The organism is Pedobacter planticolens, from assembly GCF_014172375.1.
Lineage (GTDB): Bacteria > Bacteroidota > Bacteroidia > Sphingobacteriales > Sphingobacteriaceae > Pedobacter > Pedobacter planticolens.
In genome coordinates, this window is record NZ_WNXD01000002.1 from 321750 (window position 1) to 335118 (window position 13369).

Annotated in this window: 9 protein-coding genes; 5 read left to right on the forward strand and 4 right to left on the reverse strand. The window is 37.0% G+C overall.

Annotation, left to right across the window (positions count from 1 at the left end; genetic code table 11):
- Positions 1 to 15 precede the first annotated feature (15 nt).
- Both metH and metF read left to right on the forward strand, forming a co-directional pair.
- The gene (gene metH / locus GM921_RS10045; protein ID WP_182922514.1) at positions 16 to 3720 is read left to right on the forward strand and encodes a methionine synthase; all 3705 of its coding nucleotides are present in this window, start codon (positions 16 to 18) and stop codon (positions 3718 to 3720) included.
- Positions 3721 to 3775: 55 nt separating this feature from the next.
- Entirely contained in the window at positions 3776 to 4729 is a 954-nt protein-coding gene (gene metF, locus GM921_RS10050; RefSeq protein WP_182922515.1) for a methylenetetrahydrofolate reductase [NAD(P)H], read from the forward strand.
- 87 nt (positions 4730 to 4816) lie between these two features.
- On the opposite strand, the gene thrC is transcribed toward metF, so the two are convergent.
- From thrC to thrA, 4 genes are all read right to left on the reverse strand, one after another.
- Positions 4817 to 6124: a threonine synthase gene (gene thrC / locus GM921_RS10055; RefSeq protein ID WP_182922516.1), complete on the reverse strand. Its 1308-nt coding sequence runs from the start codon at positions 6122 to 6124 to the stop codon at positions 4817 to 4819.
- Between the two features lie 91 nt (positions 6125 to 6215).
- Entirely contained in the window at positions 6216 to 7145 is a 930-nt protein-coding gene (locus GM921_RS10060; RefSeq protein ID WP_182922517.1) for a homoserine kinase, read from the reverse strand.
- Positions 7146 to 7148: 3 nt separating this feature from the next.
- Positions 7149 to 7622, reverse strand: a complete 474-nt coding sequence (locus GM921_RS10065) for a DinB family protein (RefSeq protein WP_182922518.1) — start codon at positions 7620 to 7622, stop codon at positions 7149 to 7151.
- A 3-nt stretch (positions 7623 to 7625) separates the two neighbouring features.
- Positions 7626 to 10082, reverse strand: a complete 2457-nt coding sequence (gene thrA, locus GM921_RS10070) for a bifunctional aspartate kinase/homoserine dehydrogenase I (RefSeq protein WP_182922519.1) — start codon at positions 10080 to 10082, stop codon at positions 7626 to 7628.
- A gap of 1447 nt (positions 10083 to 11529) precedes the next feature.
- On the opposite strand from thrA, the gene rsgA reads away from it, so the two are divergent.
- From rsgA to GM921_RS10085, 3 genes are all read left to right on the forward strand, one after another.
- The gene (gene rsgA, locus GM921_RS10075; protein ID WP_182923908.1) at positions 11530 to 12450 is read left to right on the forward strand and encodes a ribosome small subunit-dependent GTPase A; all 921 of its coding nucleotides are present in this window, start codon (positions 11530 to 11532) and stop codon (positions 12448 to 12450) included.
- Between the two features lie 67 nt (positions 12451 to 12517).
- Positions 12518 to 12976 (forward strand): D-aminoacyl-tRNA deacylase, encoded by a 459-nt coding sequence (gene dtd / locus GM921_RS10080; protein ID WP_182922520.1) that lies wholly within the window; start codon positions 12518 to 12520, stop codon positions 12974 to 12976.
- A gap of 10 nt (positions 12977 to 12986) precedes the next feature.
- The gene (locus GM921_RS10085) at positions 12987 to 13313 is read left to right on the forward strand and encodes a nucleotide pyrophosphohydrolase (protein WP_182922521.1); all 327 of its coding nucleotides are present in this window, start codon (positions 12987 to 12989) and stop codon (positions 13311 to 13313) included.
- Positions 13314 to 13369 lie beyond the last annotated feature (56 nt).

The window sequence follows — 13369 nt, forward strand, 5'->3', positions numbered from 1 at the left end:
TATCTCAAAAAAAGAATGAGTATTAGAGAAGAACTAAAGAAACGTATTTTAATTATAGATGGTGCAATGGGCACCATGATTCAACGCTATATTTTAACTGAAGAAGATTTCAGAGGAGAGCGTTTTAAGGATCATCCATGCGATGTAAAAGGCAATAACGATTTGCTGAACATCACACGCCCTGATATTATTAAAGACATTCACCTAGAATATTTAAAAGCTGGCGCTGATATTATAGAAACCAACACCTTTAGTACGCAACGTATTTCCATGGCCGATTACCAAATGGAAGATTTGTCGTACGAATTAAGTTTTGAAGGTGCGAGAGTTGCTAAAGAAGCTGTAACAGAGTTTATGGCTGCAAATCCTGATAGGAAATGTTTTGTAGCTGGTGCTGTTGGTCCAACCAACCGTACGCTTTCTATGTCGCCAGATGTAAATGATCCAGGTTATCGAGCAATTTATTTTGATGAATTAGAAGCTGCTTATTACGAGCAAGTTCGTGGTTTAGTAGATGGTGGATCTGATGTATTATTAATTGAAACCATTTTTGATACCTTAAATTGTAAAGCAGCAATTGTTGCCATCAAAAAATATGAAGAAGTAGTTGGGCGTAAACTAGAAATTATGATTTCTGGCACCATTACCGATGCTTCGGGAAGAACTTTATCTGGTCAAACCGCAGAAGCTTTTTTAAACTCAGTGATGCATGCCAATCCATTAAGCATTGGTTTTAACTGTGCGTTGGGAGCAAAAGAAATGCGCCCACATATTGAAGAATTATCAGAAAAAGCAGGTTGTTATATTTCTGCTTATCCAAATGCTGGTTTGCCAAATGAGTTTGGCGCTTACGATGAATTACCTCATGAAACTGCACATTTGGTGGATGATTTTATCGCCTCTGGATTTGTAAATATTGTAGGTGGTTGTTGTGGTACTACGCCAGAACATATTGGTTGCATTGCCGAAAAAGCTAGAAAAGCTGAACCAAGAAAAATTCCAACTATTGAGCCATATCTGCGCTTAAGCGGACTAGAACCTGTAACTATCACTCCCGAAAGTATATTTGTAAACATTGGTGAAAGAACCAACATCACGGGATCTCCAAAGTTTTCTAAGTTAATTTTAGGGGGCGATTATGAAGCTGCCCTTGCTGTTGCCTTGCAACAAGTTGAAGGTGGTGCGCAAATCATCGATGTAAACATGGATGAGGGTATGATTGATTCGGAAGCTGCAATGACCAAGTTTTTGAATTTAATTGCATCAGAACCTGATATTTCGAAATTGCCAATCATGGTCGATTCATCTAAATGGACAGTAATCGAAGATGGCTTAAAATGTTTGCAAGGAAAGGGAATTGTAAACTCTATATCCTTAAAAGAAGGAGAAGAAAAATTTAGAGAAAGTGCCCGCAAAATTATGCAATATGGCGCTGCGGTTGTGGTAATGGCTTTTGATGAAAAAGGACAAGCTGATAATTACGAACGTAGAACGGAAATCTGTAAAAGGAGTTATGATATTTTGGTTGATGAACTTGGTTTCCCTCCTCAAGATATTATTTTCGACCCCAACATTTTAACCGTAGCAACAGGATTAGAAGAACACAACAATTACGCAGTCGATTTTATAAATGCCACACGATGGATCAAACAAAATTTGCCTTATGCCAAGGTAAGTGGTGGTGTTTCTAATATTTCATTCTCATTTAGAGGAAATAATACCGTTCGTGAAGCGATGCACTCCGCATTTTTGTACCACGCTATTCAGGCTGGTTTAGATATGGGAATTGTGAATGCAGGGATGTTGGAGGTGTATCAAGAAATTCCGCCAGAATTATTAGAACGTGTAGAAGATGTTTTGTTGAACCGTAGAGATGATGCAACCGAACGTTTAGTAGAATATGCCGATACCATAAAAAGTAAGGGAAAAGAAATTGTTCGCGATGAAGAATGGCGCAAAGGAACGGTTGAAGAGCGATTATCTCATTCTTTGGTAAAAGGAATTGTAGAATATTTGGACGATGATGTTGAAGAAGCTCGACAAAAATATCCTCGCCCAATTCAGGTAATTGAAGGCCCGTTGATGGATGGGATGAACATTGTAGGTGATTTATTTGGTGCTGGAAAAATGTTTTTGCCGCAGGTAGTAAAATCTGCAAGGGTAATGAAAAAGGCGGTTGCTTATCTCCTACCTTTTATTGCGCAAGAGAAGTTAGACAATCCAGATCAAGACCAAAATTCATCTGCCGGACGAGTATTAATGGCAACTGTAAAAGGCGATGTACATGATATTGGAAAAAATATTGTGGGTGTTGTTTTAGCCTGTAATAACTTCGAAATTGTGGATATGGGCGTAATGGTTCCTGCACAGGACATCATTAAAAAAGCCAAAGAAATTAATGCCGATATTATTGGATTAAGTGGATTAATTACACCATCATTGGACGAAATGGTTCACTTTGCCAAAGAAATGGAACGTGAAAACTTTACCATTCCATTAATTATTGGTGGAGCTACTACTTCCCGCATTCACGCAGCTGTAAAGGTTGCTCCAAATTATTCTGGGCCAGCAATTCACGTTTTAGATGCATCGAGAAGTGTTACGGTTTGCAGCACGTTAATGAATCCGGAAACAAAAGACGAATATGTAGCTGGCATTAGAGCCGAATATGATAAAGCTCGTGAAGCACACTTAAATAAACGTTCTGATAAACGCTATAAAACCATTGAAGAAGCTAGAGCAAATAAATTTCAACTAGATTTAACTCAAGTTGCACCAGCACCAATTTTTACCGGCACTAAAGTCATAGAAAATTATCCCTTAGAAGAATTGGTGCCGTATATCGATTGGACGCCTTTTTTCCATACTTGGGAGTTACGAGGCAGTTATCCTAAAATTTTTGATGATAAAGTTGTTGGCATTGAAGCTAAAAAACTATTTGCTGATGCGCAAGCTTTATTGAAACGAATAGTGACTGAAAAATTACTGACAGCAAAAGCAGTAATCGGTTTTTGGCCAGCACAAACTATCAATGATGATGATATTGAATTGGCGATAGAAAGTAGCACGCTAAAAGCAGATGACAAACTTAAAAATGGCAATGCCGATAAAGTAGTTATCCATACTTTAAGGCAACAAGCCGAAAAAACAGATGGCCAACCTTATTATGCGCTTTCAGATTTTATTGCGCCAAAAGATAGTGGCATACAAGACTATTTTGGTGGTTTTGCCGCAACAACAGGTATTGGATGCGATGAATTAGTAGCAGAATTTGAGAAAAACTACGATGATTACAATAGCATTATGGCCAAAGCTCTAGCAGATAGATTAGCTGAAGCATTTGCAGAAAAGCTACATGAATTGGTTCGTAAAGAATATTGGGCTTATGCCAAGGAAGAAAAGTTTACAAACGAAGAATTGATCAAAGAAGAATATGTAGGTATTCGCCCTGCGCCAGGTTATCCAGCTTGTCCGGAGCATACAGAAAAAGGAACATTATTTGCGCTTTTAGATGCAGAAAACAAGATTGGATTAAACATTACCGAAAGTTATGCGATGTATCCAACCGCAGCAGTAAGTGGTTTTTATTTCTCGCATCCACAATCTCGTTATTTCGGATTAGGAAAAATTACCAAAGATCAAGTAGAAGATTATGCCATCAGAAAAAACATGTCTTTAGAAGAAGTGGAAAGATGGTTAAGTCCGAATTTGGCATACTAAGATACATTAGCTCAACCATCCAAAAAACCAACAACCAACAAACTAATCAACCAGCATGAAGATTACAGACCATATAAAAAACGCGAAGGGTAAAACCTTATTCTCATTTGAACTTTTACCACCAGTAAAAGGAAAAAGTATTCAGGCTATCTACAATGCTATTGATCCATTGATGGAATTCAATCCGCCATTTATTGATGTTACTTATCACCGTGAGGATTACATTTATAAGCAACATGAAACTGGTTTATTAGAGAAAATATCTTACAGAAAAAGACCTGGAACAGTTGCAATTTGTGCTGCAATTATTAATAAATACAAGGTAGATGCCGTTCCTCACTTAATTTGTGGTGGTTTTACAAAAGAAGAAACTGAGAATGCGTTAATCGATTTGCAGTTTTTAGGAATTGACAATGTTTTAGTTTTACGTGGAGATGCTCGTCATGCAGATTCAAGTTTTATACCAACACCTGGTGGTCATGCTTACGCGACAGATCTTTTAGAACAGGTAATGCATATGAACAATGGTCGATATTTACACGAAGATCACGATGCTTTTAAAACAGATTTTTGTGTCGGCGTTGCTGGATATCCGGAGAAACATTTTGAGGCACCAAACCTTAAAACCGATTTCAAATATTTGAAAAAGAAAGTAGATATGGGTGCAGAATTTATTGTAACTCAAATGTTCTTTGATAATTCTAAATACGTAGAGTTCGTGAAAAAATGTCGTGAGAATGGAATTAACGTACCAATTATTCCAGGGTTAAAACCAATCACTTCTTCTAAACAATTAATCAGTTTACCAAAAGTATTTCATATCGATTTACCTGAAGATTTAAGCGAAGCTGTTCACGCTTGTAAAAGCGAAGCTGAAGTTAAAGAAGTTGGTATAGAATTTATGATTCAACAATGCAAAGAGTTAGTTAAAATTGGCGCTCCGGTATTGCACTTTTATACCATGAGTAATCCAGAACCAACTAAAAGAATTGCGCAAGCAGTGTTTTAATTCAATTTGTCATTCAGAGCGTAGCGAAGAATCTCTAGCTTTGTTGTTAAGAGATTCTTCGCTACGCTCTGAATGACAAGACAAAACCTATTCCCCTAATAAATACCCTTTAAACCCTTCAAAATCCTTACCCAACTCATCATATAATTCCGGGTTGTTTTTAAGTGATTTCACTTGTTCTGGCAATTCAATTTTCGCCAACATTTCTTTTGAAAATACTTCTGGAAACTTACACACATGAGCAGTAGATAAAAACACTTTTGCGCTTTCATCATTTGGATTTTTTTCAGCGTAAGCTTTAGTCGCTAAATAAGCAATCGCCGTATGTGGACAAGCAACATAGTTAAATTTCTCAAAGATCTCTGCTATTCCTGCTAAGGTTTCATCGTCCGTAAAACGATATGCTTTTACCAATTCTTGAAGCACTTTCCTATCTTCCTTAAACAAATCCATAATGCGTACCCAATTACTTGGCGCACCAACATCCATTGCGTTGGCGTAGGTTTGTACAGATGGTTTAGTTTCGTAAACACCTGTTTCTAAAAAACGTGGAACGGTATCATTTGCATTGGTTGCTGCAATAAATTGATGAACTGGCAAGCCCATTTTGTAGGCTAATAATCCCGCACCAATGTTCCCAAAGTTTCCGCTAGGCACAGAAAAAACAACATCACTAAAACCTTGTCTTTTTAATTGTGCATACGCATTGAAATAATAAAAAGTTTGCGGAATTAATCGTGCAATATTAATCGAGTTAGCAGAAGTTAATCTGAATTTCAAGTTCAATTCTTCATCAGCAAAAGCTTGTTTCACTAAAGCCTGACAATCATCAAACGTTCCATCAACAGCTATTGCTCTAATGTTTTTACCATTGGTTGTTAACTGTAATCGTTGTACTTCGCTCACTTTTCCTTTCGGGAATAAAATAGTAACTCTAGTATTCGGTACACCTAAAAACCCTAAAGCAACAGCACCTCCAGTATCGCCAGATGTGGCAACTAAAACATCCAATAACTGTTCCCCATCCTTTAAGAAATATGCCATTACCCGACTCATAAATCGAGCGCCAAAATCTTTAAAAGCTAAAGATGGACCATGAAATAATTCCAACACAAAAGTTTGTTCAGCCAATTTTACAACAGGTGCATCAAAGTTTGCCGCATCTTCAATTAAAGCTTTTAAATCAGCTGCTGGTATTTCATCCTTTAACAAAGTTGATGCAATTTTATAAGCAATCTCTCGCAACGAATATTTTTCGATATTAGCTATAAACTCTTTTTCCAATTCAGGAATTTCCACTGGCATGTATAATCCTTTGTCTTGTGGCATACTATTAAAAACCGCTTCTTGAAAGGAAACACGTAGATCTTTGTTGTTGGTACTGTATAATTTCATTTTAAAAAGGTTGGAAGATTGGAAGGTTGGAAGGTTGGAAGGTTTGGGAGCTTTATCCCTCAACCTTTACACCCTCAGCCCGCAACCTCAATTACAATACTCTTGGTCCTTCAGCATTAACCGAAGACACATAAGCATTACTATTAATATTTAATTGGGTTAAATGTTTTTGTTGAGCGTCAGTTATTTTTCGGGCAGTTGCCTCATCTTTAGCCAAAGCAAAAACAGATGGACCAGAGCCAGAAATACCGAAACCTACCGCTCCGTTTTCCATGGCTAATGCTCTCAAAGTTTCAAATCCAGGAATTAAAATAGAACGAGTTGGTTCTATTAAAACATCTTTCATACTTCTACCAACTAAATCGATATCATTCAAAAACAATCCACTTACCAAACCAGCCACATTTCCCCATTGGGTAACTGCATCCTTTAATAAAACCTTAGCACGTATCATTTGTCGGGCATCTTTTGTAGGCACTTCTACCTCTGGATAAACAATAGCAGCAAATAAATTTTTAGGCGTTGGCAAAGCGATTAAATCCAATGGTTCGTAACTGCGAACCAAAACAAATCCACCCATTAATGCAGGCGCTACATTATCTGCATGACCATAACCACAAGCCAATTCTTCACCTTTCATTGCAAATGGAACGAGTTCTTTTGCAGTTAGCAAATTACCCATTAGCTGATTAATCGCATACAATCCCGCAACTGTACTCGCCGAACTAGAACCTAATCCGCTACCAATTGGCATCTTTTTATGCAATTCGATTTCTACGCCAACATCTTCCCTATTTAAGTGCTTTAGATAATGTTGCACACTCGCACTCACCGTGTTTTTTGCAGAATCTAATGGCAACCGACCATCATCTCCAGTAATTTTTAATAAACGAACCCCAGGCTCATCTACCAAACGCATTACAACTTCATCTCCAGGTTCATTTACGGCAAAACCTAAAACATCAAATCCACAAACCACATTGGCAACGGTAGCAGGGGCAAATACTTTTATTTCTTTCATTTTTTATTTGTGAGCGTTAAAATTGACGTCGTTTATTTGTTTTAAATGATAGTTTAAATGAACTATATAATCTTCAATAAAGTAAACCAGTGAGTGAACCTCTACCTTCCCTTTTCCCGTATCGCAAGTATTATCCAATTTACTTTGAGGAACTCTACCAATCACTCTCGCAACTTGATCATTTAATAATTTCCAGAGCGTTTTAATATCCTCAATATCCATCTCCTGATAATTCTGATAGCTTACCCATTCATCTTGCTGATAAACAATCTTTGTTCCTTGTTCATATTGACCAACTATCAATCTCCTTAAATTATTAGAAGCGCTATCAATCAAATGTCCCAACAATTCTTTTCGAGACCATTTAACTGGGTTTGGTTTAGCATTCCAATCTTCATCACTAATAGTTTCAAAATCAAGCAAAGCCTTATCAACTATCAGCAATATTTCATCCTTTGCTTTTTCTACTAAACTCATATTTTATGCGTTTAAAGCACCAACATTTATAATATCAGCAAAAACTCCCGCCGCAGTAACTTCAGCACCAGCACCTGGACCTTTCACTACCAACGGACGTTCTTTATATCTATCAGTAGTAAACGAGATAATATTATCACTACCAGAAAGCATATAAAATGGATGGTTTTCATCTACCATTTGTAAAGTGATAGACGCTTTACCATCTTCCAATTTGCCTATGTACCTCAATACCTTTTTGCTCGCTTCCGCTTCTTCCTTCAACTTTGTAAAATAGTCTGCATTTAATTCCAATTGTTTGTAAAACTTTTCAACAGTTGGCGCTTGTAAACAAGCATCTGGCAACATATTCTGAATACTTACATCGGCTTCTTCGAAAGCATAACCTGCATCACGAGCTAAAATTAACATCTTCCGCATAAAATCTTTTCCATTCAAATCATCACGAGGATCTGGTTCAGTATAGCCTTTTTCTTGTGCTTCCTTTACAATTTCATGGAAAACTGCATCGCCTTTAAAGTGATTAAAGATGTAAGAAATTGTTCCCGAAAGGATAGCTTCAATTCGAGCAATTTTATCGCCACTCATCATCAAATCTTTTAGCGTTCTGATGATAGGCAAGCCCGCACCCACATTGGTTTCGTAATAAAAGTCTACACCAAATTTGCGAGCTGTATTTTTAAACGTCTCGTATTGCGCAAAACTAGCCGAGTTACCAATTTTATTACACGTAACTACAGAAATACTGGCTTCGAAAACACCTTGGTAAAAAGGTACAGGTTGCGGACTAGCAGTATTATCTACAAACATACAGTTTGGTAAGTTCATAGCCTTCATTTGTGCAATAAATCCTTCCAAATTAGCAGTTTCACCTTGTGTATTTAGTGTGTCTTCCCAGTTCTCTAAAGCTATGCCATTGGGCGATAAAAGCATTTTTCGAGTATTACTCACACCCATTACTTTCACCTGCAAATCGTTGTTTTTAGCCAAGAAAGGCATTTGAATCTGCAATTGTTTAAATAATGTTTTACCAATATTTCCAGTTCCCAAACAGAATATATGCAGGGTTTTATTCAGCGAAGTATAAAACGCATCATGCACCGCATTTACCGCTTTAGATAAATCCGCTTTCGCAATAATTACCGAGATATTATATTCCGATGATCCTTGCGCAATCGCATGAACATTCACACCATTTCTACCCAATGCATGAAACAATTTGCCCGAAATACCAGGTGTATGTTTCATGTTTTCACCAACAATAGCTAAAACCGCCAAACCATTTTCTACTTCAGGTTTATCTAGCTTTTTAGCCTGTAATTCCAAATCAAACTCTTTCGAAATCAGTTTTACTGCCTTAACAGCATCCGAAGGTTTTACAGCAAAAGTGATACTATGTTCAGACGATGATTGAGTAATCAGCACTACATTAATCTGCTCTCGCGATAGCAAAGAAAACAATCTGCCGCTAAAACCTGCCTTACCAACCATGCCGCTTCCAGCCAAGTTTACAATACTTATTTCATCAATAGATGAGATACCTTTTATAGGCAAAGCCGATGTTTTTGCACCATGACGAATGTAAGTTCCTTCAAAATCCACATCAAAAGTGTTTTTAATTACAATCGGTATTTGCTTTAAAAAAGCAGGCGTCATTGTAGGCGGATAAATAACTTTTGCCCCAAAGTACGACAACTCCATTGCTTCGATATAACTTAATTCTGGTAATGAAAATGCTTTTTTCACCATTCTAGGGTCGGCAGTCATCATTCCATTTACATCAGTCCAAATTTGTATTTCGCTAGCATTTAGCGCCGAACCTAAAATTGCAGCCGTATAATCGCTACCACCCCTACCCAAAGTAGTTACACGATTTGCATCATTACTCGCAATAAAACCAGTAACAAAAAGCATCTTACCCGCATTGGTTTCATAAAAATCTTTAACCAAGAAATCAGTTAATTGCGTATTTACTTTTGCTTGCCCAAAATTGCCATCGGTTTTCACAAATTGAGTTGCATCTGCAAAAACCGCTTCCGGAAACTTTTGTTTTGCAATGTGGCAAACCATAAAGGTCGAGCAGCGTTCGCCATAACTCAACACTAAATCTTTAGCCTGTAAGCTCAATTCTTGCAAATTATAAACAGCCTGCAACAATTCTTCTAACTCATTAAAATACAATTTCAACTTTGTTAAAACCGGGTTCTGAGCCGATGCAGGCAACAAAGCTCTAATCACATCAAAATGGCGCTGCTCCAATGCCTTTAGCTCTTCACTATAATCTTGCCCCAAAGCAGCTTTATCAGCCATTGCCGTAAGCAAATTAGTTACGCCACTCATTGCCGATAAAACCACTATCGGTTTTTCTTGCTGCTCATTTTCTTTCGCTAAAATGTTCAATAAAGCAGTAATGCTTTCTACCGAACCTACAGATGTACCGCCAAATTTTAAGATGTTCATAATTATAAGTAAAAAAAAAGCGCTCCCGATTTTGTCGGGAGCGCTTTGTATGTTGAGTGTTTAAATTATACCACTAGCGTTTCCCCATCAGGCACTGGCCTGTTGTTGATGTAATAATGGTAATAATCGTGTTGTTAAAAATCATTTCTTTCTTAGTGTATTTTCTACACCGCTAAGTAGAGGAATATTTTTTACAATGTCAAGTGTTATTTTAAAATAATTTGATTTTTTTATGAAATCCATTAATGAGTTGCAAAATTTGCAACAATAAGCAGATTTCAATATCTTTTTGAAAAGGTTTTACAGTATTCCATCGGATTAGTTCTGCCCCGCTATGCACTACAATCTTTTTTGTACCGCCATCCTGAGCGTAGTCGAAGGACCAGCAACACAAAAAAGTATTTTCGTTACTATCGGGTTTAAAAACAAAAGCCTGTTCCTGACATTACCCAAAAAACCTAAACCTAACACAAGTAGAAACCCTACCCGTCCTTTCCATGAAAATGGAAATCATAATGCGTAAAAAACCTCCTATTGCATTACGATTCCCAATCAAGTTGGGAAGGACGGTTAGGACGTTTATTTTATTAAATAACATAAAGGAGATTGCCACGGCTTAAAAAAAACAAGCCTCGCAAAGACGACCGCCTAACAACCAATCCCAAACTACAACCCACTCCCAAGAACGAGGACCGGCCTTGTAGCATCCCGAAGGAGAAAGCATTAAACCGAGTAGCTTTTCGCTACGAGCTCAAACAAACAATTAAAAACAATAAATCAACTTGTTTAAACTTGCGCAATACCTTCCAAAAACCACAACCCAAAACAGAATGCAGTTCCGATCCTTCATCGGGACCTTATTCTGTTGCCCTAAAAGTTTTGATAGCTTAATCCGAGAGATGATACTAAGCCTTGATCTTTTGTTTCTTTTCTATCAAGAGATACTGTGAAGCATTCTTGAATACCCCTAAAATAAACACTCATGAAAAACGAAAGAGCCACAGCGGCGGCGAGCTGAAAAATAAACCTAGTACCCACTTCTATAGAACAACCAATATTACTCCCGCTTTTATAAACATTACTCCGTCTTATGCATACTTCACTCCCACTTATATCTAAGTTGCTCCGACTTTTATCACCTGCACTTCTACAAAGATCAACTTAACTCCATCTTTTAGCAATGTTACTCCCATTTATATCAATAGTACTCCGTCTTTTATCACCAGTACTTCCGATAATATCAACTTCATTCCCTATTATACCATAGTTACTCCCACTTTTAACACCTGCACCACCACATTTCCTTTAGCAAGCCTTATTTCCTTTCACAATTTCGTCTAAACTAAAACCAACAACAGTAGAAATACATTGCATCATTCCCATTTCACACACATATTATATAATCATTTTTATGCATGTAATGATATTACTACCTTTATGGCATAATATGCAAGGATTAGTTATAAAATCTACAGGGAGTTGGTACCAAGTTTATGCCGAGGATGGCAAAAATTACGATTGCCGAATTAAAGGTAAATTCAGGATACAGGGCATACAAACCACTAATCCAATTGCCGTTGGCGATAAAGTTGGCTTTGAATTAGAACCCAATGCAGCAACCGGCGTGATTGATAAATTAGAAGAACGGAAGAACTACATCATCCGTAAATCCATTAATTTAAGTAAGCAAGCACAAATTATTGCCGCCAATTTAGATCAAGCCTTTCTAATTGTTACGTTGGCATCCCCACGCACATCTTTAGGTTTTATAGATCGCTTTTTAGTTACTTCCGAAGCATACAGCATCCCAACTTGCCTAATATTTAACAAACTCGATTTATTTAGTAAACAAGGTTTAGAAATTTTAGCAGAGTACAAAGCAATTTACGAACGAATTGGATATCCATGTTATGAGGTTTCGGCCTTAAAGGGTACAAATGTTGAACAAATTAAAGACTTACTAAAAGATAAAACCACTTTATTTTCGGGGCATTCAGGCGTTGGGAAATCGAGTTTAATTAATGCCTTACTCCCTGGCTTCGACATTAAAACAGGCGAAATTTCTGATTGGAGCGATAAAGGTCAACACACTACAACTTTTGCAGAAATGCACACCTTACCTTTTGGCGGTTATTTAATTGATACCCCCGGAATTAGAGAATTAGGTATTTTCGATATTAAACCTGAAGAATTAAGCCATTATTTTGTAGAGATGCGGGAACGTTTAAACCAATGTCGTTTTAACAATTGCAGACACGTAAACGAACCAGGCTGCGCAGTAATTAAAGCAGTAGAAAATGGCGAAATTGAGATAAGCAGATACGAAAGTTATCTAAGCATTTTTCATGGTAATGATACGAGAGCCTAGAGATTGCGAGTTGTTAGTTCGAATCAAATCCAAACTAATGAACATAATGAGCTAATGAACTTTATATATGAGAGCAGTTTTACAAAGAGTTACACAAGCAAGCTGTACAGTAGATGACAAAATTACTGGAGCAATTGATACTGGATTTTTAGTGCTATTAGGTATTGAGGATGCAGATACACAAGAAGATTTAGAATGGTTGGCACAAAAAATTGCTAACATGCGAGTTTTTGGAGATGAAAATGGATTGATGAATAAAGCATTAGCTGATATTGATGGTAATATTTTATTAATTAGTCAGTTTACATTATTTGCAGCTACTAAAAAAGGAAACAGACCTGGATTTACAAGGGCTGCCAGACCTGATAAAGCTATTCCGATGTATGAAGAAATGATTAGAACTTTATCAGCTTTACTAAATAAGGAAATAGCATGCGGCATTTTTGGTGCCGATATGAAAATTAGCTTAGTAAATGATGGGCCAGTTACAATTATAATGGACACGAAAGATAAAGATAACCACTAACATAAATAATATGACCATCGAACAAGCACAAGAAACCGTAGACAACTGGATTAAATCTACTGGAATTCGTTATTTTAATGAGTTAACGAATACAGCTATTTTGATGGAAGAAGTTGGTGAAGTTGCTCGTATTATGTCGAGAAAATATGGTGAGCAGTCTTTTAAAAAGAGCGACGAAGAAGTAAACTTAGCAGATGAAATGGCTGATGTTTTATTTGTTTTAATCTGCCTTGCCAACCAAACTGGCATAGATTTAAACGATGCACTGATTAAAAATTTAGAGAAGAAAACTATTCGTGATGCAGATAGACATGAGAATAACGAGAAGTTGAAATAGTTATGGGTTGTTGGGTCTACATCCAAACTGGCAACTTGCAACTCATAACTCGTAAC

Excerpts from the sequence above, each read along its gene's own strand:
- metF (WP_182922515.1), top strand. The coding sequence starts at position 3,776 with ATGAAGATTACAGACCATATAAAAAACGCGAAGGGTAAAACCTTATTC.
- rsgA (WP_182923908.1), top strand. The coding sequence starts at position 11,530 with ATGCAAGGATTAGTTATAAAATCTACAGGGAGTTGGTACCAAGTTTAT.
- dtd (WP_182922520.1), top strand. The coding sequence starts at position 12,518 with ATGAGAGCAGTTTTACAAAGAGTTACACAAGCAAGCTGTACAGTAGAT.
- GM921_RS10085 (WP_182922521.1), top strand. The coding sequence starts at position 12,987 with ATGACCATCGAACAAGCACAAGAAACCGTAGACAACTGGATTAAATCT.
- thrA (WP_182922519.1), bottom strand. The coding sequence starts at position 10,082 with ATGAACATCTTAAAATTTGGCGGTACATCTGTAGGTTCGGTAGAAAGC.
- GM921_RS10065 (WP_182922518.1), bottom strand. The coding sequence starts at position 7,622 with ATGAGTTTAGTAGAAAAAGCAAAGGATGAAATATTGCTGATAGTTGAT.
- thrC (WP_182922516.1), bottom strand. The coding sequence starts at position 6,124 with ATGAAATTATACAGTACCAACAACAAAGATCTACGTGTTTCCTTTCAA.
- GM921_RS10060 (WP_182922517.1), bottom strand. The coding sequence starts at position 7,145 with ATGAAAGAAATAAAAGTATTTGCCCCTGCTACCGTTGCCAATGTGGTT.
- metH (WP_182922514.1), top strand. The coding sequence starts at position 16 with ATGAGTATTAGAGAAGAACTAAAGAAACGTATTTTAATTATAGATGGT.